Below are 22,924 nucleotides of genomic sequence, written 5' to 3' on the forward strand. Positions count from 1 at the left end.
AGTGAAAAAGGAAAATACTTCCTAAAACTCTTAAAGCAAAATAATGTTAATACGAAAGAAAGAAGACCTTAGCAATTTGGGTCTTCTTTTTATTTTTAACATACTTTTAACTTTAGTTTGTATTATAGAGACTAACCTCACGTACATAAACACTTTTCGAGGTGATCGGGCATATAGTATTTTACCTATTACTGATAAAATGCGCTCCATGAGAGCATCCTGCTAAGGAGGTCGGAGCTATGGTATATCGTGCAACATCCCGCAGAAGGGGTTCGCCTCACAAACGCTTAAATGCTGATATGCTCAGGAAAATATCTGCTGCCATGCTGCCATTTTACAAGGCCATTGCCACCCGTCGTGCTTTTGCCGTCCAATGGTCACGTGCTGTGGTGCATGGCAATTTGGATCGGATGAAGGTCCTTCTCTGCTCGGTAGCGCCATTTGCTGCCAAGCAAGGACTAGGCACGAACGGTATCGGCTATTTTATCTCCTTCTTGGCCCATCCACCAATGCTGTATTATACGAACGGAACGACGATTCCACCCGGTACAGTGCAGTTTACATTTGAGCCGAGGGTTCACCGCGCCATCGCCAGAGCCGTTTTTCCGCTATATCTCGAATTGGTACGCAATCGATGCTTTGCTTCTGCTTTAACCAAAGCCATCAACCAGAAAGACCAGCGTGCGGTTACTCTGATGATCCGCAGCTTGATTCCATCCACTGCACTGAAATCCGTACAAATCGAGGATCACGGCTTTGCGTTGCTTTTTAAGTATCCTTACAGTAAATATCCATACCGAAATCTGCTCACTCAGGAGTTTTCTTAAAAAGGTCGCTACAGTCGTTACAGACGTTTTTGCTTGAGTTGATCGATCAGCTCTTTACCCAATTGTATAGCCATGTTCGTCAACAATCGGATCTCGTCCTTCGTTACATGGTCCATATGCGCCCCGCAGCAAATTGCAAAGTTACCCGCAAACTCTTTTCGCAAACGAACGGCAATTTCTTCGGTAATATAAAATTCCTTGTGGGCTTGCAATTGAACGGTTTGGATCGGCTCCAGTCTGGCTCCTGCTGTAATCGTTCCCAGATGGGGCTGATCGCCGCCAGAAATAAGTACGACTATGTCCTCTCCCATAAAATAGGCATCCAGCACAAGGCGGATACGCCCGCTTTCTTTTTGCAAATGAATCATACGATTCTCTCCCACCTTAAAAAAATAATATTGTGAATAGATTCACTTTATATGTTTCTATTCATTCTATCTCTTCCAGACCTGTTCCACAATTCAAAAATGACCCACAGCAGACCTCCGTAAATGGTGGCTTGCTGTGGGTCTTCTGTTGTTATTTTAAAAGAAACATTCCATGCACCTTATTAACGGATCGTGATGGTATGCGCAGCTTTACCGCTTGCGCCATTATTATCTGTCACCGTCAACTCCACGGTATACGTTCCGGCTGTGGTAAATTTATGCTTTACCTTGGAACCGGACGCTGTATCGCCATCGCCGAAGTTCCAGCTATAGCTGACGATTTCGCCGTCTACATCACGTGAAGCTTTTCCGTTAAACTGAACGTTCTTGTTCTTCTTGGCTGAATCATTCGCCTGAATGATCGCAACTGGTTTCTCGTTAGAGGTTGGTGGATTCGGATCAGGATCCTGCCCTCCACCCTTCGTTACATACAATCTTCCAGGTGCTTCCCCCTCCACTTCATTTCCTGCTGCATCCCTTACCCGGATCACAATCACTCCGCCTTCCAAACTCAGAGAAGAGGAAGTGAAGTAAGTTCCTTCATAATGACCTGACGAAGTTTCGTTTAGTGGAATTTCGTTTCGGGCCAAGGTGGTCAGATTGAAAGGCAATTCCACACGGAAGGATGCTTCCAATCCAGACGCACTGTCGAAGGATACCTGCACCGGTTGCCCTGGAGTGATACGCACATCCTCAGCAGGACTGATATTTTCCAGCTTCGGCAAAGCTGTATCGACATACACTGAACGGGTAACCGTCGTTACGTTCTCCGCAAGATCTTTCGCAGTCACCGTAATCTGATTTTCTCCTTCATTGATGAGTAGACGTTTGTTAAAGCTGCCGTCGCTTCCAAATTCGGCTGGCTCCCCGTTAATCGTCAAGTCGGTGAGGAACTCGTCGTACACCGTACCTGTTACACTGACGACACCCGCGTTTGTACGGGCTCCTTCATCTGGAGAAGTCAAGATCAGACCCGGTTTAGTCTGGTCAAGTATGACGACCACAGGCTCGGAACGATCTGTTACTTTGCCGTATACCGCCGCCTGAACACTCAGTGGATTGGCACCCGGCTGAAGATCGACCGCCAGACTGAACTGGCGATCCTTCACCTTGGTTGTGCCAGCCAGTTCCTTACCGTTAAAGAGCTGGATGTCCGCCCCGTCTGCCGGGGAAGTACCTGTAACGGTAATTGTCTCTTCCTTCGTATACGTTGCCTTGGTCGGTGTTGTAATCGTTGGCGCATTAACCGGATATCTGACGATCGCCCGGATCATGTAATTGCCCTCAGCCTCCGGTGATTGGCTCCATGCGCCGCTTACACCTTGCCAGCTACGAAGCGCATTGGGTCCACTCTCGTCTGTAGCAAGACCCGGAGACTGCGTGCCTGCGCTTGGCTGCGTATAGACGATATAAAAGTCGCCTTGAACCGTTACGGGTTCAGGGAATTGTACCGTCGTCCACTGTGTTTCATCCCGAACGGCTGTGCCGTCAAATGGACCAGCCAGCAGACGTCCCGGTGCCCCTGCCGCACCAGAGGCATCATAGACGGAGTATTGGAACGCCGTTCCTCCCGGATTCGGGAAGGCCGAGTTCCAGAACAGAAGTGATGCGCCTGTCACTTGAGCCACTTCCGACTCAGGTGTCATTCGGACTGCCCAAGAGTTGCCTGCCGCGTTAAAAGCTCTGGCATTTTCTCCGGTACCGTCATCATAAGCGATGCCCCCCTGGAAGCCGATGAAAGGCTTCAATGTGACGTTCGCTTCCACACTGCCGTTCGGAGGTGCTGTGACCGTGACACTGTCGCTGTAATAATTTTCTGCTGCAATGGATAATGTATATGTCCCTTCCAGCACATCCAGCGTAAATTCTCCAGCCTCATTGGTTTCTACCGGAGCAATGCGTGCATCCTCCAGCACAAGCACTTTCGCTTTTCGGATCGGTTCACCGGATTGCTTATCGGTAATGACTCCGTGAATCGTACCATGAGGTACCGCTTGGAGACTAAAGTTCGCTCTGATTACTTTATTATTCTCAATCGTGACCTGCTTCGTTTGAGGCTCATAGCCATAGGCTTCAGCCTTCAGCGTATAATTGCCAGCTATGTGAATAAAGCTGTATTTACCTGTGGTCGGATCGGTTTTCACCGAACGTCCGGTTTCCAGTACGGTAACTGTGGCGCTGGCAGGAAGACTTTCGAGACCGACATGTCCACTGTCCACCGTTGCTTCCGTCGGCTTCACTTTTTCCTGGAATTCACTCTTTTCGGTGCTTGTAATTTTGTACAGCGGGAATTGTTCTTCCGCTTTTTCCAGTTTGATATTCGACTCAGGTACTACATCCTTGGTCACTGTCGAAGCTGGAATGCCCAGCACACGGAAATCGTCAATGTACCAGCCGTTTTTGTTCACACTGTTATCCGATTTCAAGCGGAAGCGAATTTGAATCTCATTGCCGGTATAGCTATCCAGATTGTAGTAAACCGGAGTCCATTTTTTCCCATTGGTGTTATGAGAGAATTTGCCCAGCTCGGTCCAGGTGTCGCCATTATTTTTGGACACTTCCACATAACCGAAGTCATAGCCGGACTCAATTTCAAACCAGTGGTTGAAGGTAAGTGTTGCATTCCGCACACCATTCAAATTTATTTTTGGAGAAACCAGCGAAAAGTCAGCTCCGCTCTCATAGTTACTATCGAGATCGGTTGCCCATACGTTTGGTCTGGATACTGCACTTTCTGGTCCCACTTCTTTGGGGATGCCACGTTCCCATTCATCCTTGGTACCAGAATGAGTCCAGCCGTTATCCGAGCTGCCGTCAAATGAATCGCTATACAGCGTATCTGGCACTTCTACTCTCAGTGAAGCCTCATTCGACTTGGCTCCCTCGTTACCACTGTAATCCTCGGCCGCCACTGCATAATGATAGGTCGAGCCGCTGACCGTGATCGTATCGGTGAAGGTCAGTCCAGAGGTTGTACCCAAGGAAGTGTAATTTTTGCCCGATTGGGTGGAGCGATACACTTTGTACTGCTTCACATCTTCATCGGAGGAAGCATTCCAGGCCAGCGAGACGTTGCCGACTGTATCCGCTTCGGCAGTCAGATTGCTTGGCGCGGCAGGTGCAACGGTATCCGGTTCCTGAATCGACAGATCGTCGATATACCAGCCATCTTTTACAATCGTATTATCACTTGTAAAGTTGAACAGAAGGTATACCTTCTGACCTGCAAATGCTCGCAGATCGAGATATTGTGTTTTCCAGCCGTTGCTGGTGCCTGTAAATGATAATACCTGCTCAAATGCATTCTGATTGTTGGTGGTGGCTACATATACTTTGCCGAAATCAGAATTGTTTTCGATATCGTACCAATGCTTGAAGCTGAGCAATGCCCCTTTGGGACTGTTGGTCAGATCAATCGGAGGAGCGAGGAAATAGCTGTTAGAGTTGGACGCATATTTGCCTTCGAGATTGGTCGCAAGGACCTTCGTTCCCGAATGTGCGCTTCCGGGGCCACTTACCGGGGTTCCCCATTTCCAAACACTACCCTGTCCACCGACATTGATACCAGCAATATCCTTTTCAAAATCCTGTGTATAGCCAGGTTTGACGCCTTTGGAGACATTAACCTTGTACACTTCGGTTTCAAAACCGTTATTGCCGTAATCATTCACGCGAATATAGTATTCCAGACCGACGCTATCCACCAAGAAAGTCGGGATGGACGCTTGATATGTACCGTCTTTGCTGTCGCCGGAGGTCCGTTCCAACGGAATATATACATAGTTTGACGTACCCGCTGTTTTGGCAAAGGCCTCAACTGCTGTCACCCCGACATTATCCGTTACATGAGCAGTCAGAGGTATGTCAATGCCCTCGAATGCCGCAGCAGACGGTGTATGCTCCAGAACAGGCGCTTCCAGATCATCTCCACCTGTTACAACTTTACCGGATACGGAGCCCAAGCCCTGGACGACAGAGCCGACTGCATCCAATGCATTAATGACACCATGTCCGTAGCCATTGTTCGGAGAGGTAGGATATGTGCTATCCGTGCGTGGTGTAGCTGTATTTTCCAGAATTTCTTCCAGTTGATCCACAGTAAGCGAATGATTCGCTTGCAGCAACAGAGCCGCAAGTCCCGCGACATGAGGGCCCGCCATGGAAGTTCCATTATATCCTCCTTTATAAGCACCGCCAGCAACGGATGATCGAATATTTACACCCGGTGCAGAAACTTCGGGCTTCACTTCGCCATATGGCGACGGTCCCAGCAGTGAGAAGCTGGCCAGCTTGTCATTAAGATCGGTTGCTCCAGTGGCAAAGGATTCCGGATAGTTAGCCGGATTCGCTACCGATCCAGGACCGCCCGGATTGGAAAGGGAAGTATTACCTGCGGAGAATTCAGGGAATATCTGTGCATCCCGCCATGCTTGAACCACAGGTCGGAACCATTCATCGAGGCCAGGTCCGCCGCCCCACGAATTGTTCACCACGTCCGGTGCAAGCTCGGGATGAAGATTGCCTTGGGCATCCCTTGGCGCAAGCAGCCATTGGCCGCCGTCGAGTATAATTGCATCCGTCGTTTCCGGATTAAAAATCCGAACGGCAATCCACTTCGCGCCAGGCGCAACGCCGACCCGGTTCGTTCCATTTTCCTCGGAGCCGACCATCGTTCCCATCGTATGCGTACCGTGGGAATCCGCTTCCTGATCGACCGGCAACGTCGCATGACTATGCGGATCGTACCAGCTCAGCTCGGGATTCACGACATTGCCTGCCGCGTCCAGACCGCGCCATTTGCGATGCAGGGCCGGATGAGTATAGTCTACGCCTGTATCGAGATTGGCCACAACGATTCCGGTTCCGTCGATTCCTTGTTCCCATACTTGGGGTGCATTAATATGTGATATATTCCATTCCACGGTAGATGGGTCTACAGCGTTCTTACCTGCATTGCCGGGCTTCGCCGATGTTTTACTATCGTCCTTTTCCAGCTCTACAGCTTTCTCTGCGGTTGCAGATTTTGCCGTGTCTACTGTCGCTGTTTCAGCAGTTTTGGCGGCTGTCCCCTCTGCCTGCTTGTCAACCGTCACCTTTTGCAGATAACGTGTTTCATTCGGCAAAATTTTGTCTACCTCAGGCAACTGCGAAATATGGTCCAGCACCTCTTTGGTACTTGTGACCGCCAGGGCATTGACAATAAAGTAACTTTTATATTCCTTCACTCCACCGCTCTCCGATTGCTTATCCAAATAATTTTCAAGCCCATATTGGGTTCTTGAAGCGGTTTCACGCAGAGAGCTGATCACATTGCTGCGGACAGCCATTTTGGCGGCAGAGGGTGTTATTTTCTCAAGCGAGGCCTTTTGGAGAGCATTTTTGGAAACCTTGTTTGTGTCTACCTGTTCTTTTAATTTGACCAGATAAGTTACATAGCTGTTCTCCTCAAACTGTTTGGTCAGTTTAGGGGATACCTTCGCGGTCGTTACCTTGTGGGAGCCTGATTTTAGCTCCAGCTTGGAGCCATCCGGTGTGTTATTCGCCAAAGCAGGTTGAACAAAAGAAAAGGCCATAAGCAAAGATAGTCCAATAGATAGTGGTTTTTTGAATCGTTTAGATTTAATCAATTACTTCTCCACTCCTTTTACTAGGTTTAATATTTCTGGTATAACCTGTACAAGAGTAAGACCTCATGCCTTGCACATCAAACCTACGGGCTGCACAGCATGATAGGGTTGGCAACCACCTCCTTCATAGAGTATAGAGGTCAGCATTTTACATCATTCGATCCCTAACGCTCGAAAGTACAATTTGAAATCGCTCTTGGGATTGTTGCAAAATGCTCATGTATAAAACGATTTGGATTTTCTTAGGTGAGTTTATTTCATAGGTGAGTTTGCGAATCCAAAAATAGCAAGCGGTGAAATTCAGCAGATACCAAGAAGAATAAGCAGGAGAATGTCGAAGAGAGAACATGTTATATCATTACATTTTATATTAAAAATTGATATAAAAACATATATTATGGATAGTATAAAGTTATCAAAACAGATATACAAGTGATTTTTTTGCAATTTCCTTGAAATTTATAATTTTTGTATTTTCTATGTACAAAAACCCCTTTGTAGCGGCTGCGTTAATGTTGCATTACACGGTTAGCAGGTGTATACAATCTCTGGATGAGCCGCTCAAAGGGATTTCCGAAGTCTTTCTAAAGCACAATCAGATCATTCTAGTTAAGTACCGAATTGACCGCAGCCAACGCGTCGATCAGGCCATATCCATAGCCGTTATTCGGTGAAGTTTTATATTGGCTGTCTGTCAGCGGCGTTGCTGTTTTCGAAATAACATCCTCCAGTTGATCCACTGTCAAGGATGGCTTGGCCTGGAGCAGCAATGCCGCTAATCCGGCTGTATGCGGGCCTGCCATGGATGTACCGTTCCAGCCCCCCTCATATACTCCGCCAGGAACAGAGGAACGGATGTTTACGCCAGGAGCCGATATTTCAGGCTTCACTTCGCCATATGGAGAAGGACCACGCAACGAGAAGCTCGCCAGCTTGTTGTTAACATCAGTCGCTCCTGTGGCATAGGCTTCCGGCAGATTCGCCGGATTAGCTACAGACCCAGGTCCGCCCGGATTTGATAGTGTCGTGTTGCCTGCGGAGAACTCAGGGAAAATCTGAGCCGCTCTCCACGCCTTGGTGACTGGACGATACCATTCATCCAGACCAGGTCCGCCGCCCCAAGAGTTATTCACCACATCCGGCGCAAGCTCAGGATGCTTCTTGCCATTTTTGTCTACTGGAGCCAGCAACCATTGGCCTCCGTCCAGCAGGATGGAGTCTGTCGTTGACGGGTTGAATACCCGTACGGCAATCCATTTAGCACCGGGAGCAACACCGATTTCATTCGTACCGTTACTGTCCGAGCCAACACTCGTCCCCATCGTATGTGTACCATGTCCATTTGAATCTGTTGGCAGTGATGCTCCGTTAACCGCATCATACCAGCTCAGCTCTGGATTAACGACTTGACCGGAAGCATCCAAACCGCGCCATTTTCTTTTCAGCGCCGGGTGAGTGTACTCTACGCCTGTATCGAGATTGGCAACGACAACCCCTTTGCCGTCAATGCCTTTGGCCCAAACCTGTGGTGCTTTGATTTTGGAAATATTCCATTCGGCTTTGCTCGGTGTTACAGCATCCTTATATACGGATTCCTCCACCGATTTTTGTACATTCTCTTCCGTTACAGTCGTGTCTACAGTAGCTTGTTCGGCTGTCACTTCCTCGACTGCTGGCTGGGCATCCTTATCTATTTCAACCTTTTGAAGCTCCCGCGTTTCATCCGGTAAAATTTTGTCTACCTCAGGAAGTGTGGCGAGATTATCCAATACGTCCTTGGTACTTGTTACCGCAAGCGCGTTCACGATAAAGTAGCTCTTGTACTTTTTGACGCCTCCGTTATTGACTTCCTTCTTTAAGTATTCTTCCACTGGCTGTTGAGATTTTTCAGCAGTATCTATGAGAGAGTTCACAACCGTTGTACGTACAGAAAGCTTAGCGGCAGCAGGGGATATCTGGTCTGCGGAAGCCTTTTGGAAAGCATGCTTGGCAACCGACTCTGTATCTACCTGATCTTTTAATTTAACCAGATAGGTGACGTACTCGCTGGCACTGAATTGCTGGTTCAGCTTGGCTGAAACCTTGGCGGAAATGGTCGAGGCTCCTGCCGCTGTAGTCGTACTCGCATCTCCGTACACCGGAGAAATCAGAGAAAAAGCAAGAATAGCAGTAAAACTAGCCGATAACGTCTTTTTGATATTTTTCGACTTAATCAATACTTTCCATCTCCCTTTACTTGGTTTTTTGATTCTCAAGAACAACCTGCCGACAGCCGCATGAAAAGCTCACAAAATAGCCCTTGGCCCTCACCTCCTTCAAAAAATATAGATTCTAGCATGGAATCCATAGGTCATGATTCTGTGGTGAACAACCAAAGGGGCAGGACCGAGAGAAACAGTACACTGTTTGGGACAAAGGTATCGCTGGCACTTGTACAGCACCATTCTACCTACTATGTCCGTCCCCATGTAAATTTTCAAAATTCAGCTTATATGGCTTTGGAAAAAGTAAGAGAAAACGTGAAGAAAAAAGTAGGATAGGAAGCCAGAAGTGATCGAGGAGTTTAAAATCTGCGCATTAAAATCCAAATTAAAACAAAAGAATGATACAAATGGTATCTTTTGAATCTAGTATAATGTCATAAAAACAGATATACAAGCATTTTTTTGAATTTTTTCCCTTTTTCTTTGAAAAAACAAAAAAACTCTTTCGTTTTTACGAGCAGGTGCTACTCTTGGGGGGTGCACTGCTAATCGTAAAAATAAAAGAGATTTTTCGGCAGTCGTTCTGCACTCCAATAGAAGAGTCCAGAGAGGGCTATCTGCCGCTGTTTACTGGTATGGGAACCGAAACGGCTCCATCCGAAATGGATGGCTTTGATAGTGCTTGCGATCTGCCGCATAGAGCAGCGCATTCCCGAAAAGCCATTTGGCTGCACCCGCGACATGTATCCCGATCCACCAGTGCAATGGCTGCTGTGAGGGCTTCTCCTGTATGCTCGAAAAAATGCTCGTGTCCGATCATGTCGTAGCATCCGGTTTTGTGAAGTAATGCCTGCGGCTGCGGCTGGAGGCCGGAAACAAGTACCGTTCCACCGGATTTACGATATTTCTGAATCAATTCGGTAAAGTTAGACTCTCCTGTCATATCCATAAAAGGAACCTTACCCATACGTAGCAGCAAAATTCCTTGCTGGCGGTTAGCCTGACCTCCCATCCCCGAATTTTCAAATGCCGAAGCGGCACCAAAAAATAGAGGGCCTTCCACACTATAGATCGCTACCTGCGGGCAATCATGCTGCTCTGTAACCATATGCGCGCGGACTTTTTCATGCTTGACAGAAGGATCGGGCAATACCTTATCCACTGAAAGTGCACTGCTCATACGCTTGACGAACAGCACAACGGCCAGAATCAGACCTACTTCAACAGCCGTGGTCAGCGTCGTAAATACCGTCAGCAAAAAGGTGACAACCAGTACGATAGAGTCTGCTGTCCGTGTCTTGAGAATGTGTGCAAAATGTTTGCGCTCGCTCATATTCCAGGCGACCACCATCAACACCGGAGCCATACTCGCCAACGGAATATTGGATGCATACGGAGCAAAAACCACCAGAATGAGCAGTACAACCAAGCCGTGTACAATACCCGACATGGGAGAAACGGCACCACTGCGGATATTTGTGGCTGTGCGCGCAATCGCCCCCGTCGCAGGAATGCCGCCAAACAGGGGTGTAAGCAAGTTGGCAACACCCTGTCCGACCAGCTCACGATTGCTGTTATGCCGGGCTCCTGTCATGCCGTCCGCAACCACCGCTGAAAGCAGGGATTCGATAGCTCCCAGCATTGCGATGACAAGTGCGGGCGGCAGCAGCTTCACAATCAGATCCCAGGTCACGCTTGGAACATGCAGCTCAGGCAGAGATGCCGGAATTGCCCCGTATGCGGAGCCGATCGTTGCCACCTGACCCGGAAAAAACCAGGCTGCCACCAGCGTGGATAAGAGCAGGCCAACGAGTGAACCGGGTACCTTGGGCCATTTTTTAGGCACCAGAATGAGGGCGGCAAGACAGATACCCGCCGTTAGAATACTGTACACATTCAGTGAAGGCAGGCGATGGATCAGCTCTGCCATAGAAGGCAGAAACGTTTCATGCCGCTCTACTCCGCGTAAGCCGAGAAAGTTAGCAATCTGGCCGCTGAAAATCGTCACGGCAATGCCCGCCGTAAAGCCAATCGTTACCGGCTTGGGGATGAACTTAATTAACGCGCCTAGCCTCAGCACGCCCATTAAGATGAGCATAATCCCCGCCATAAAACCGGCTATGAGCAAATTTTCATAACCGTACTGCATGACAATAGCCAGCAAAATAGGAATAAAAGCGCCCGTAGGTCCGCCAATCTGAAATTTGGACCCTCCTAACAGTGAAACCAAAACTCCTGCCACAATGGTCGTGTACAGCCCGTATTCCGGCTTTACTCCTGATGCAATGGCAAACGCCATGCCGAGCGGAATGGCCACAATTGCCACGATACTTCCGGAAATCAGGTCCTTTCGCAAAGCTCCTGCGTTATATCCCTCGAACCTTCCCATCCACTTCATCCTCTATAACCCTTCTTTTCTGTAGTAGCATTACTTCTCGTTCCGTATACCCTCCAGCAACGAGATCGCTTCGACCAGATGATTGTCAAAAATTTGCCGCGCCACCGCAAGCAGTTCCGTCAAGAGCGGGTCCCGCAACGAGTAAATGACCGTCGTGCCTTCCTTGATGCTGCTCACCAAATTTTTGGCGCGCAACACGGCCAACTGCTGCGATACGGCAGAGCCTTCGGAACCGAGCGCAGTCTGTAGCTCATTTACGTTCCGCTCCCCTTCACTCAACACCTCCAGAATGCGGATGCGCAGAGGGTGAGCCAATGCTTTAAAAAAGTCGGCCTTAAATTTCTGGAGATCGCCTTCCATGCTTGCTCCGTCCCCCTCACAAAAATTGTTCAGTAAACCATCAACAATCTCTGAATATTTGAATATTTAGACAGTAACAGGTTTGGGTCATTTGAACTATGATTTAACTCACACCTCACCATGATTAAAGTCACATCTTTCCATTCTCCCTCTTTTCAGGGTTGACAGCTTCCACAGGTTTCCATTAACATAGCAATTAACTTTAGGAAAAGGGGGCCGACAGACATGACTGAGCTTTACATGATGGTGACAGACAGGCAGCATGACAAAACCATATATATGAATTTTCGTCTCATCGGCCCCGTTCGGGCGACATGATGGGTGACATCGCGCTGTCTGACAGCGTGATTAACCAGGCTTTTTTCTGTATTTAATGCTATTGGAAGGACAGGTTATTTTACGTATGAATGATGTATAGATCATGGCGTGTAATGACACTTTCGGTGCAGGAAGCCGTAGACGACAAGTCTGCGGCTTTTTTTATTTTCTTTTTAAAGCTTAATTTGTATGTCATTTTTGATTTACATGAAGAAGGGAACTATCCAACGATATGAATATACAACACACAACAGACTCGTTCTTAGAAAAAGGACCTTACAGCCATCTTATGAAGCTTCCGGCTGGCGATTTGACCGTATATGCTTCTCAGCAGCTTTTCTCCTCACTGGATTACAAGGTGTTCGAGATGGCTAATAACAATTTACAAATTCCTGGTATCCGCTATATGGGCTATACTCCAGATGTACATGTAGGCATCGGAACCTGCATCGGTACGACTGCGGTATGGGGAATGGAGGACGGCTATGTATCTCCCTCCATCGTCGGCAGCGATATCGGCTGCGGCATGCGTGTACACCTGACGAATTTGCACAAGGATGCCTTGAAGGAAACCAAGCTGCGCCGCAAGCTGGTCAAGACCATTGATAAATATTTGCCAATGGAAGCCCACCAGCGGGGACATTATTCAGATATCCGGCTGGAGCATATTGTACGCAAGGGCCTGCATGGATTGCCCAATAAATATATTCCAGACAGCTACACGCCTAAAAAATCAACCTCACTCACCCATGTAGAGCACAGTAAATTCTCATTTGATGAAGAGGTACTTAATCTCGTCGAAGATCGCACGTGGCACCGGGCTCACCGACAGCTTGGCACGCTGGGTGGAGGCAATCATTTCGTTGAAATTCAGGCGATTGAGATTGCCGAGCACAACCGTGAAATAGCCGAAGCCTGGGGAATGTTCGACGGTCAGGTTGCCGTCATGGTCCACTCCGGATCACGTGCCTGGGGTGGAGCGGTCAGCCAAACCAGCTCGTCTGCCATTGCCAAAGCAATGGGTCGCCTTGGGCTTGGCACCTCTGATCCAAGGCTGGTATTTGCCCCTCTGGAGCATCCCGAAGCTGCGCATTACATCAATATGATGTACTCGGCGCTGAACTATGCGGTGGTAAACCGACATTTGATCGCTTTTTCCGTACGTGAAGCCTTCCGTGATGTCTTTGGCACAAAGTGCGAGTTGCGCACCTTGTACGATCTGATGCACAATTATGGTTGGGAGGAATCCCACCCGGATCACGGTAATGTGTTTGTGCATCGTAAAGGGGCTACCCGCGCTCTTCCAGCCGGACATCCCGACAATCCAAAACCTTACCGGGAAACAGGACATCCGGCCTTGATTCCCGGTTCTATGGGGACGTCCTCCTATATTATGGTCGGCCTGCCGGGCGGACAGGATAACTTCCACTCCATTTGCCATGGAGCGGGCCGTATCCGTTCACGCTCTGCGACCAAACGGCTCGTAAGTGTGGACGATTTTGCCGGAGCACTTGGTGTAGGGACAGACGACGAGATTGTGGTCAATCAGTCATCGCTGGAAAGCATTCTCGACGAATCTCCCCAAGCCTACAAAAATGTAGATGATATTATTGAAAGTGTCACCGGGGCAGGACTCGCAGCCGTTGTAGCCAAATGCAAGCCGCTGGCCGCCCTGAAAGGAGCCAAATAATTGAGTATAGACATCCCAGCTATTTACGAATTTGATGAACGTACGGATGGGCGTATTACCGGCTATGCCGCTTATGCCCGTCTGATCGACGGCATCAGTGAGGCCCTATATAACCGCTATGGCGTAAAATATGAGCTGTATGCCAGCGACGATCCCAATATTGAGTATTGGGACTTGCTGGAGGAGGACATTCGTTCAGGCAGCCCGGATCTGGAGCATGTGGCACGGGTCTTTGATCGCTTAGAGGAACGTACCATCCAATATGACGATGACGGGCCCACTCCAGAATACGGCGTGCACCTGTCGATGCGTAATAATGTATTCGCCTATCCCAAATGGGGCATCGCGCTGGCGCGGGTTCCCTTTTTCCGTGAGAATGGCGTATACAATGAAGATTACGTATTTGCGACAGGCGATCAGGAACTGCAAGGCTTCCTTGCAGGCGTACGCGGGCGTGAACGCAAGCAGAACATGAAACGGGTCACCGTCTTTACTGACACAAGCCGCGGATTATCCCGGCAGGCAGAGCCTATTACCCGTGCCATTACGCGGGATGACGTTATTTTGAAAGCGGAAATCAAGCGGGATATTTTCCGTTCACTCGATCAGTTTTTTGAAGCAGATCGTACCTTCTATCAGACTTATAATATTCCTTACAAACGCGGTATTCTGCTGTATGGCCATCCGGGCAACGGGAAAACAACGCTTGTTAAATCTATTGCGAGCAGCGTACCGGGTCCGGCCGCCTACTGGCAAATTACGGAGTATACAACCAGTGAATCGGTCAAAGAGGTATTCGAGGCGGCTACCCGTCTGGCTCCGATGGTGCTGGTCATTGAGGATATTGATTCCATGCCGCAGGAGGTTCGTTCCTTTTTCCTGAATACGCTTGATGGTGCTACTTCCAAGGAGGGTATCTTCCTGATCGGAACGACCAATTATCCCGAAAAAATTGATCCGGGTCTGATGAATCGGGCGGGTCGTTTCGATCGCGCCTATGAAATCAGTCTGCCGGACGAAGCACTGCGATTAGCGTATCTCAAGCTGCGTAACTTCCTTGTTTTTGCAGGAGAGACAGGTACACAGAAGGCGGCAGCGATGACTGACGGCTTCTCCCTGGCCCAGCTCGGAGAGCTGTATGTCAGCACTGCACTGGAATGGCATGAGAGTGGAAAAACAGATATTGAGCTGATTATTAAAGGTATGAGAGGCGAGCTAGATAAGAGCCGCAAGCAGGACTGGTTAAAAAATGTAGCCGAAGGACGCGTTGGATTCTTCTAAATCATCATAAAAACGAAAAACCTCTCATGCCCATAATGGCGCATTTAGAGGTTCTTCTTTTTTCCAGCTTCGTTTTTATTCTGTTTCCCCGCTCAACCGATTTAAAAACTGAATAGCTCGTGAACTGGTGGGCTGCTCCAGAACCTCATGTGGCGTCCCCTGTTCAACGATCACACCCTGATCCATCAAAATAACATGGTCAGCGACCTCGGCGGCAAACTTCATTTCATGGGTGACAATGACCATGGTCATGCCTTCGGCAGCCAGTTGCTTCATAACTTTAAGCACCTCGCCTACCAGCTCGGGATCAAGCGCAGAGGTCGGCTCGTCGAACAATAGCACCTCAGGCTCGACCGCCATTGCCCGGGCAATACCGACCCGCTGCTGCTGTCCGCCTGACAACTGATGTGGATAGGATTCCGCTTTGTCCGCCAGTCCCACCTTTTTAAGCAGCTCCAATCCGCGTTTGCGTGCCTCGTCCTTACTCTTCTTCTGAACGGTGACTTGGCCCTCCATTACATTTTGAACTGCTGTCATATGCGGGAACAGGTTGTAGGATTGAAACACCATACCCGTTCGCTTGCGCAGCGCCAAGACGCTTTCCTGCCGCAGCTTCGTTTCTTTGGCAAAATTCAGTGCAATATCCCCAACCTGAATCTCACCCTGATCGGGAACCTCCAGCAAATTCAGACAGCGCAAAAGCGTTGTTTTACCAGAGCCGGACGGGCCGATGATCACCAGCACCTTCCCTTTATCCAACGTCACATTAACACCCTTCAGCACCTCTAGCGAGCCGAACGATTTGTGTATATTCCGAATTTGGATCACCGGTACAATCTCCTTTATCTAACGGAAAAACGGCTCAGCCGCTTCTCCAGGTAATTTTGCAGCACGGTCAATACGGTGCTAAACAGCAGATAAATAACCCCCGCCTCGGTATACACCAATAACGGCTCATACGTGGTGGCTACAATCTGGTTAGCTGTTCTGAACATTTCCACATAGGTGATGGTCGCAGCTAGCGAAGTATCCTTGACCAAACTGATGAAAGAATTCGCTAACGGCGGTACGGACACACGGGCTGCTTGCGGAAGCACGATACGTCGCAGCACTTGCCAGCGTGTCATTCCCAAGGAATATCCCGCCTCCCACTGGCCTTCCTGAATGGATATAATTGCCGCACGCATAATTTCGGAGCCATAAGCCCCCACGCTGAGCGTAAAGCCGATCACTGAAGCTATAAATGGATCCAGCGTAATGCCAACTGAAGGCAAGCCGTAGAAAATAATATACAATTGCACCAGCAACGGTGTTCCACGAATCACCCACACATAGAAGCCGGAAATCAGCTTGAGTATTTTCCATTTGGACAGTCGAGCCAACGCCGTAACCAGCGCCAATATCAAGCCCAGAGCAAAAGAGATAAGTGTGAGCGGAATCGTAAAAGAAACCCCTGCTTTCAGCAGAGGCAGTAATGAATCGATAATAATTTGTATCTGGCGATCATCCATTGTGCAGACATCCTTTAAAAAGATAAATTTGCGAAAGTCCGGTTCGACATGGCGAGACTCCGGTTATTCGGGTGTTATTTGGATACGTCGGCTCCAAAATATTTCTCGGAAATTTTCAGGTACGTACCGTCAGCCTTCATGTCAGCCAGCGCTTTGTTAACTTCCTTGATCAAGTCTTCGCTACCTTTATTAAAAACAGCCGCGCTGTGTGAAGCATCTGGAGATTCATCTACCTTTTTGATGGGAGCGTCAGGCTTTTGCTTCTTCAAATCAAGATAGGACAAACCATCATTGACGGTCGCATCGACCCTTTTGGATGTCAGGAGACCAATCGCCTGATCGAATCCATCCGTTGCCACAATTTCCGCGCCATTGCTCTTCGCGATTTGAGTCAGGTTGCTGGTCAGGGATTGCCCGGCCTTTTTACCTTTCAGATCAGCAAACTTTTTGATGTCATTATTATCTTCGCTCACGATCAGCACTGCCTTGGAGACAATATATGGATCGGAGAAATCGTATTTTTGCTTGCGTTCATCTGTAATGGACACTTCATTGAACACCGTGTCAAACCGTTTGGAGTTCAATCCCGCGAATATACCATCCCATTGCGTTTCAATAAACTCCGGCTGTACGCCCAGACGCTTACTTACTTCAGTTGCAATATCAACGTCGAAGCCTGTCAGCTTACCAGCAGCATCATGGTAGGTAAATGGAGCATAGGTACCTTCCGTACCGATTCGCAGCTTGCCGCTCGCTTTTACAGATTCCAAAGTAGCTGTGGCGGTTGTATCTGCTTTTCCATTAGTAGACCCGGCTTCCCCGGTTGAAACATTATTTGAATTAGCACCTTTGTCGTTGTTGCCGCAGGCCGAAACCAGCAAAGCCATTACGATCAGTACGACTGGTAAAAATCTAAATTTTTTCATGTTAACCACACTCTTTTCCTTTTTCTTGATAACCCGGCACGTAGCTGGCTCATTGAATAGTACATCATTCATTTTTACACGTCAATGCTTTTATCCAATAATCCCTATGCAAAAGGTGAGCTATAAAATTTCTGGGCTCAAAGTTATCCTAGGTTGACTCATTCATAGACAGACTATTCATTTGATCTATCCTCACAGTAACTTTTTTCTGTACCTTTACGTCCAAGGTTTCGTATAATAGATTTCAATATGAAGATTAGTAATATTTACCTCGTCTTTGAATGAAAGGAAGGCATTATGGAAACCCAAAATTCAACCCTATCCTCTGCTTCACCCGAAGGAAGACGTTCAGCTTGGGCCACCTTCACTTCGCCTTTAAGGCAATCCAAAGCGTTCACTCTACTGTGGCTTGGACATTGGATCGCTATGCTGGGAACCTCGGTCACCACCGTCATTTTGCCACTGGTTATCTATTCCCTGACCGGCTCGACTACAATCATGGGTCTGGCGATGACTGTCTATATGCTGCCTAACGTGCTTATTCTGCCCTTTGCCGGGATGATCGTGGATCGGATTGACCGAATCCGTCTGCTTCTGTTCACCAACATTGCCCGCTTTGGGCTGATGTTCGCTGCGGCGGTGTTGATGTTTACCGACGGGATGAAACTGCCGTATCTGTTCGTTGGCCTTGCCTTATACGGATTGATGGACGGTATCTTTAATCCGGCTTATTCTGCCCTGCGCGCACAGGTATTTACGCCGGACATTCGCAATGCGGCTAACGCGCTCAGTCAGATTAGTATTCAAGCCGTCCGCCTTCTCGGCCCTCCACTGGGCGGCTTCATTGTATCCTTCACCTCACCAGGGGTCGGCTTTGGTCTGGATTCTGTCGCCTATCTGATATCTTTTGCCTGCTTCTGGATGCTGAGCAGTCATTTGGCCTCGATCATCGGTAAGCGCCAGGCAAATGCAGAACAACAGGATCAGGAAGGTCAGCATTTTCTCAAAGATTTTATTGCGGGCTTTACGATTCTTAAAAGTCATCCGTGGCTGTGGATTACGATTCTGGCTTTTTCCTTCATTAATATTTGTTACTCAGGCATTATTGCAGTACTCATTCCGTGGCTGTTCAAGGTTCATCATAGCTACAGTCCAGTCGTGTATGGCGTTGCGATGGCAAGCAGCGGCATCGGCGCTATGCTGGGTGCCTTTGTATACGGGTCGCGCAAGCACTGGAAGCATCGCGGCCTGCTCGCTTACCTTGGAGCTTTTATCAGCGGGCTTGCTTTATTATTGTTGTCTGTAGTCACCTGGATGCCGGGACTGATTATGAGCATGATGCTTGAAGGGTTCGGCATTATGATATTTGCAATCATTTGGGAAACAAGCCTTCAGGAAATGGTTCCCGCCGAATCCTTTGGCCGTGTAGCCAGTCTGGATCTAATGTTTTCCTTTGCCTTACTGCCTGTAGGCTATCTGGCTGTGGGTGCGATGGCGGACAAGCTTGGCGGCATTTTCACTATCGGTCTATTTTCAACCGTTGGCATGTGCATCGTGTTGGGTGTCTTATGTGTTCCACATATCAGACGGTTTCAATAAAAAAAGCTGCTCCTGCTGGTTCATTTGCGAACCTTGCGGGAAGCAGCTTCTTTTCATTTTGTAGCCTTATGCCCTATGAGGACTAGTGGAATCGATTATTTATGGTTTAGCCTCTGCTCCGTCCAACGGAACGGAAGATCAAGCTTACGATGACAACCAGTACAATCGCACCAATTAATGCAGGAACGATGTAGAACGATCCGATTACAGGACCCCAGTTTCCCAGAATCAAGCTTCCCAACCATCCACCGATAAAACCGGCGATGATATTGCCAATTACACCACCCGGAACATCACGACCTGCGATAATTCCTGCCACCCAACCAATAATACCTCCAACAATCAATGCCCATAACCAACTCATTTTACTTCACCTCGTTTAAGTTTTTTATCGTTGTGTTCTATTATTAACCACTCGAACTCCTTTTGAACATGTCGAGCACAAATGGTTAATATTACCTAATGAACAGAACAATGACTTAGGAGCTTGATACCATCCTACGTGCCTACCTGCCTATTTATAACCCTTGTGTGAAAAGAGTGTCTCAAATGGGGGTTATCCTTGTGTTCCTGCTTTCTTTGTGCCATTCTCACATTATGGCTTTGTTAAAGTCACTTCATGCATAATTCGCAAAAATAACTGATCTAAGGAGTGACCTCAACTGGAATGTCGTATCGGATGTGCCGCGTGTTGTATTGCTATTACAATTTCATCCCCTATTCCGGGCATGCCTGACGGAAAACCGGCTGGTGTCCCTTGCCCACAGCTCACTTTGGATAACCGTTGCCGATTGTTTGGCAAGCCTGAGCGTCCAGCCGTATGCAGTGGCTTTCATGCTGATGAAGATACGTGCGGAAGCACCAACGAAGAAGCATTTGAGCTGCTGAGAGAGCTGGAAAAGTCAACTCTACCGGGTAAAGCTTGAGTAGATACTCATTCTATATATGAAGGAGGATTTTTTCACTATGAATTTCATTGAAAAAAGAATTGCCGAATTGAAGCAGTATCAACCGGATCTGACCGCCCCGAAGGATATCGGGCAGTTCTGGGACAAAACACTGGAAGATGTACAGGCTAAACCCGTGCGTGCGTTCAAAACACCAGTGGTAACGCCGTATCCTCATATTCATGCCTCACGGGTTACCTTTGAAGGTGTAGATGATACGCCACTGCATGCTTGGTATATACGCCCCCAATTTGCCGGAAATCAAAAGCTGCCGTGTGTTGTCCTTTTCCATGGCTACACAGGTGGCAAGGGCTATCCTGAGGATTACTCGTCCTGGCTGATGCTTGGCTTTGCTGTATTTGCCGTAGATATACGCGGTCAGGGGGGTGAAACAGGAGACCGTCTGGATGAACCTCATGGTACGGTTAAAGGCTGGGTAACGAAAGGGATCCTTGATAAGGATACCTGCTACTACAAATCGATAACGACAGATGCCCTCAGAGCCGTAGATTGGTGGCAGAGCAGCCGGATGTGGATGCGAGCAAAATCGCAATCTCTGGGGCTAGCCAGGGCGGCGGACTTGCATTAATGGTAGCTGCGCTCAGCGATAAGCCTGCTATTACAGTGGCTGACATTCCTAATATGTGTCATATGGATTTTGGAATGATGAATTCTACCAGCTCGCTGACAGAAGCTGCCGAATTCGCAAACCGATTCCCGGAGCATTTGGAGCAGGTGCTACATACATTGAGTTATTTTGACGTCATGAATCTTGCTCATCGCATTCGTATTCCTGTCATGGTATCGGTAGGACTCAAGGATACCGTATGTATGCCAGAAACGATTTTTGCCGCATATAGTCGCATTGAATCGCCTAAAACAATTGAAGTTTATCCATTTACAGGACATTGGGTGGAAGGCTTTCAAAGACGCAAAACTGCTGAATTTTTGGTGAAATCTTTAACATTGAATTGAACTGGTTTCCGGTGCACAAAAAAAGAACACCACGCGTTAAACTGCGCAATGCTCTCTTCTCTTCTGCACCGGGGCTTAAGGAATAGCTCCTCAAATCTCACTCGACGTATACTAAAATATTACGATGCGGCTCGCTGCTCTGCTGCCGAATCCCCTGTCCATTTTCTCACCCAAACCCAATCCATAATGATCAGACCAAAAGGAATGAAGGACGCCAACATCATGAATAGAGGCCGCCGGAGGGACCAATTCAGTGCTGATTTGCCATAGATCAAAGCGACGAGGAGCAGCAAAAAGCTGATCCGGTATATGTTACCGATCACCATGACTGTCTGGGTCATGCCCGCAGCTTGCAGCGGCTGATGGGTGAATAGTATTGCCAAATACGCTATACCTTGAATCCAGAGCATGAGTCGGACACGCCCCAAAGGTGTTCTTAACACAAATTCGTTCCCCTTTCCCAAAGCCAGGATGTTTTTCATCCTACACTTCCTTCATTATAACGAAAAGGTTCCTAAACTCCAACCGATTCAACTTCAACTCTAAACCATCCAACTTCATGTTTTGACCAAATGAGTTGTGTCTGATACAGTTGTGTAAGAGGTGATTGCAAAATGCTTAAACTGGGAATACTGGACCAGTCTCATATTCCTGAAGGCGGTACTGCTCAGGATGCCTTGTCCCATACAACAGCGTTGGCGCGTGAAGCCGACAAGCTGGGGTATAGCCGTTATTGGGTGTCTGAGCATCATGCGTCGAAAATGCTTGCACACTCCAGTCCTGAGGTGCTGATCGCACATTTGGCTGCCAATACGTCACGTATTCGTGTCGGCTCAGGCGGTATTATGCTGCCACACTACAGCGCATATAAAGTCGCTGAGAATTTCCGGCTGCTAGAGGCGCTACATCCGGGCCGAATTGACCTGGGTCTGGGGCGTGCTCCCGGCGGTTTGCCGCTGGCAACACGTGCCTTGCAGGAAGGTAAGCACCAATCCGTCGAGCAATATCCACAACAGATTCTCGATTTAATTGATTATTTCCATGATTCTGTGCCTGCTGACCATCGGTTTGCCGGGCTTCATGCGGCACCGACGATTTCAACCATTCCTGAACTGTGGCTGCTCGGTTCCAGTGGAGAAAGCGCAAGATTAGCCGCGATGATGGGCGCATCCTATGCCTTTGCCCAATTTTTCGGCACACCAGGTGGGATAGAAGCTACCACACGTTACCACGATCAGTATCAGCCTTCCATCCTGGGCGATAAGCCCCGCTCCATGGCAGCAGTTACTGTGTCATGCGCCGAAACTACAGAAGAGGCCGAGCAGTTGGCTTCCAGCGCCAGCCTGTTTTTCCTGCTGCTTATGCAAGGCAAAGAATTGACTTCACTGCCATCGGTAAAAACAGCACTATCCTATCCGTACACGGAGTTTGATCGCGAGCGACTGCGTCAGTCAGCAGCATGGCGCGTTGTCGGTACACCCGATCAGTGTAAGGAGCAATTACTACGCTTGGCTGAGCAGTATCGTACCGATGAGCTGCTAGTTGTCTCATCCATTCATGACTTTGATAAGCGCGTTCAGTCCTATCGTCTGCTGGCCAAAGCTTTTGATTTGGCTTAAACACAGTTAACCTTTATTTTCGAATATTTATAAAACCCAAAACCCCCGCCTACCTGTAAGGGCAAAAAGCGGGGGTTCTTTGTTGAGGAATGATCCATTAGGACCAAACTCTATGTGCTATGGAAGTAGTTAAAGCACCACGAAAGTCGAATATCATATGGTACTTTAGTATTATGAATACCGGAACTAAAGTGCTGAATGTGTCCTCCTAAAG

The 22,924-nt window shown here is 48.3% G+C and carries 16 protein-coding genes and 1 pseudogene; 7 read left to right on the forward strand and 10 right to left on the reverse strand.

What is annotated here, in order from left to right:
- Nucleotides 1–239: 239 nt before the first annotated feature.
- Nucleotides 240–827: a hypothetical protein gene (locus NST83_RS17545; protein WP_342415097.1), complete on the forward strand. Its 588-nt coding sequence runs from the start codon at nucleotides 240–242 to the stop codon at nucleotides 825–827.
- Nucleotides 828–844: 17 nt separating this feature from the next.
- Here NST83_RS17545 and NST83_RS17550 read toward each other — a convergent pair whose 3' ends face one another.
- The 5 genes from NST83_RS17550 to NST83_RS17570 all read right to left on the reverse strand — a co-directional run bounded on the left by NST83_RS17550 (nucleotide 845) and on the right by NST83_RS17570 (nucleotide 11,844).
- Entirely contained in the window at nucleotides 845–1,195 is a 351-nt protein-coding gene (locus NST83_RS17550) for a hypothetical protein (protein WP_137063943.1), read from the reverse strand.
- Nucleotides 1,196–1,377: 182 nt separating this feature from the next.
- Nucleotides 1,378–6,882, reverse strand: coding sequence for a S8 family serine peptidase (locus tag NST83_RS17555; protein WP_342415098.1), 5,505 nt, complete (start codon nucleotides 6,880–6,882; stop codon nucleotides 1,378–1,380).
- 605 nt (nucleotides 6,883–7,487) lie between these two features.
- Nucleotides 7,488–9,098 carry a S8 family serine peptidase gene (locus NST83_RS17560; RefSeq protein ID WP_342415099.1) on the reverse strand — a complete coding sequence of 537 codons (1,611 nt, stop codon included), beginning with the start codon at nucleotides 9,096–9,098 and terminating at the stop codon, nucleotides 7,488–7,490.
- A gap of 601 nt (nucleotides 9,099–9,699) precedes the next feature.
- Nucleotides 9,700–11,484, reverse strand: a complete 1,785-nt coding sequence (gene sulP, locus NST83_RS17565; protein WP_342415100.1) for a sulfate permease — start codon at nucleotides 11,482–11,484, stop codon at nucleotides 9,700–9,702.
- Nucleotides 11,485–11,514: 30 nt separating this feature from the next.
- Nucleotides 11,515–11,844: a metalloregulator ArsR/SmtB family transcription factor gene (locus NST83_RS17570; RefSeq protein WP_342415101.1), complete on the reverse strand. Its 330-nt coding sequence runs from the start codon at nucleotides 11,842–11,844 to the stop codon at nucleotides 11,515–11,517.
- Nucleotides 11,845–12,394: 550 nt separating this feature from the next.
- On the opposite strand from NST83_RS17570, the gene NST83_RS17575 reads away from it, so the two are divergent.
- Nucleotides 12,395–13,852: an RtcB family protein gene (locus NST83_RS17575; RefSeq protein ID WP_342415102.1), complete on the forward strand. Its 1,458-nt coding sequence runs from the start codon at nucleotides 12,395–12,397 to the stop codon at nucleotides 13,850–13,852.
- Nucleotides 13,853–15,133, forward strand: coding sequence for an ATP-binding protein (locus NST83_RS17580; protein ID WP_342415103.1), 1,281 nt, complete (start codon nucleotides 13,853–13,855; stop codon nucleotides 15,131–15,133).
- Between the two features lie 75 nt (nucleotides 15,134–15,208).
- Here the strand turns inward: NST83_RS17580 and NST83_RS17585 are convergent, their stop codons facing one another.
- The 3 genes from NST83_RS17585 to NST83_RS17595 form a co-directional block, all read right to left on the reverse strand.
- Complete coding sequence (locus NST83_RS17585) at nucleotides 15,209–15,961, reverse strand: amino acid ABC transporter ATP-binding protein (RefSeq protein WP_342415104.1); 753 nt, start codon at nucleotides 15,959–15,961, stop codon at nucleotides 15,209–15,211.
- 14 nt (nucleotides 15,962–15,975) lie between these two features.
- On the reverse strand, nucleotides 15,976–16,644 hold the full coding sequence (locus tag NST83_RS17590) for an amino acid ABC transporter permease (RefSeq protein ID WP_044647250.1): 669 nt from the start codon (nucleotides 16,642–16,644) through the stop codon (nucleotides 15,976–15,978).
- A 74-nt stretch (nucleotides 16,645–16,718) separates the two neighbouring features.
- A complete protein-coding gene (locus NST83_RS17595) occupies nucleotides 16,719–17,570 on the reverse strand; it encodes an amino acid ABC transporter substrate-binding protein (RefSeq protein ID WP_342415105.1) in 852 nt (283 codons plus the stop codon).
- A 297-nt stretch (nucleotides 17,571–17,867) separates the two neighbouring features.
- Between NST83_RS17595 and NST83_RS17600 the strand changes: the two genes are divergently transcribed.
- Nucleotides 17,868–19,169 carry an MFS transporter gene (locus NST83_RS17600; RefSeq protein WP_342415106.1) on the forward strand — a complete coding sequence of 434 codons (1,302 nt, stop codon included), beginning with the start codon at nucleotides 17,868–17,870 and terminating at the stop codon, nucleotides 19,167–19,169.
- A 106-nt stretch (nucleotides 19,170–19,275) separates the two neighbouring features.
- Here the strand turns inward: NST83_RS17600 and NST83_RS17605 are convergent, their stop codons facing one another.
- Nucleotides 19,276–19,533, reverse strand: a complete 258-nt coding sequence (locus NST83_RS17605) for a GlsB/YeaQ/YmgE family stress response membrane protein (protein WP_342415107.1) — start codon at nucleotides 19,531–19,533, stop codon at nucleotides 19,276–19,278.
- A 298-nt stretch (nucleotides 19,534–19,831) separates the two neighbouring features.
- Between NST83_RS17605 and NST83_RS17610 the strand changes: the two genes are divergently transcribed.
- Nucleotides 19,832–20,095 carry a YkgJ family cysteine cluster protein gene (locus NST83_RS17610; RefSeq protein ID WP_342417987.1) on the forward strand — a complete coding sequence of 88 codons (264 nt, stop codon included), beginning with the start codon at nucleotides 19,832–19,834 and terminating at the stop codon, nucleotides 20,093–20,095.
- Nucleotides 20,096–20,135: 40 nt separating this feature from the next.
- Nucleotides 20,136–21,091, forward strand: a pseudogene (locus tag NST83_RS17615) (acetylxylan esterase).
- Between the two features lie 119 nt (nucleotides 21,092–21,210).
- On the opposite strand, the gene NST83_RS17620 reads toward NST83_RS17615, so the two are convergent.
- A complete protein-coding gene (locus NST83_RS17620; RefSeq protein WP_137063954.1) occupies nucleotides 21,211–21,534 on the reverse strand; it encodes a DUF3817 domain-containing protein in 324 nt (107 codons plus the stop codon).
- A gap of 171 nt (nucleotides 21,535–21,705) precedes the next feature.
- Between NST83_RS17620 and NST83_RS17625 the strand changes: the two genes are divergently transcribed.
- Nucleotides 21,706–22,710, forward strand: a complete 1,005-nt coding sequence (locus tag NST83_RS17625) for an LLM class flavin-dependent oxidoreductase (protein WP_342415108.1) — start codon at nucleotides 21,706–21,708, stop codon at nucleotides 22,708–22,710.
- Nucleotides 22,711–22,924 lie beyond the last annotated feature (214 nt).

This window comes from Paenibacillus sp. FSL R10-2782, from assembly GCF_038592985.1.
Classification (GTDB): Bacteria; Bacillota; Bacilli; order Paenibacillales; family Paenibacillaceae; genus Paenibacillus; species Paenibacillus terrae_C.

Excerpts from the sequence above, each read along its gene's own strand:
- NST83_RS17545 (WP_342415097.1), top strand. The coding sequence starts at position 240 with ATGGTATATCGTGCAACATCCCGCAGAAGGGGTTCGCCTCACAAACGC.
- NST83_RS17550 (WP_137063943.1), bottom strand. The coding sequence starts at position 1,195 with ATGATTCATTTGCAAAAAGAAAGCGGGCGTATCCGCCTTGTGCTGGAT.
- sulP (WP_342415100.1), bottom strand. The coding sequence starts at position 11,484 with ATGAAGTGGATGGGAAGGTTCGAGGGATATAACGCAGGAGCTTTGCGA.
- NST83_RS17570 (WP_342415101.1), bottom strand. The coding sequence starts at position 11,844 with ATGGAAGGCGATCTCCAGAAATTTAAGGCCGACTTTTTTAAAGCATTG.
- NST83_RS17575 (WP_342415102.1), top strand. The coding sequence starts at position 12,395 with ATGAATATACAACACACAACAGACTCGTTCTTAGAAAAAGGACCTTAC.
- NST83_RS17590 (WP_044647250.1), bottom strand. The coding sequence starts at position 16,644 with ATGGATGATCGCCAGATACAAATTATTATCGATTCATTACTGCCTCTG.
- NST83_RS17595 (WP_342415105.1), bottom strand. The coding sequence starts at position 17,570 with ATGAAAAAATTTAGATTTTTACCAGTCGTACTGATCGTAATGGCTTTG.
- NST83_RS17600 (WP_342415106.1), top strand. The coding sequence starts at position 17,868 with ATGGAAACCCAAAATTCAACCCTATCCTCTGCTTCACCCGAAGGAAGA.
- NST83_RS17605 (WP_342415107.1), bottom strand. The coding sequence starts at position 19,533 with ATGAGTTGGTTATGGGCATTGATTGTTGGAGGTATTATTGGTTGGGTG.
- NST83_RS17625 (WP_342415108.1), top strand. The coding sequence starts at position 21,706 with ATGCTTAAACTGGGAATACTGGACCAGTCTCATATTCCTGAAGGCGGT.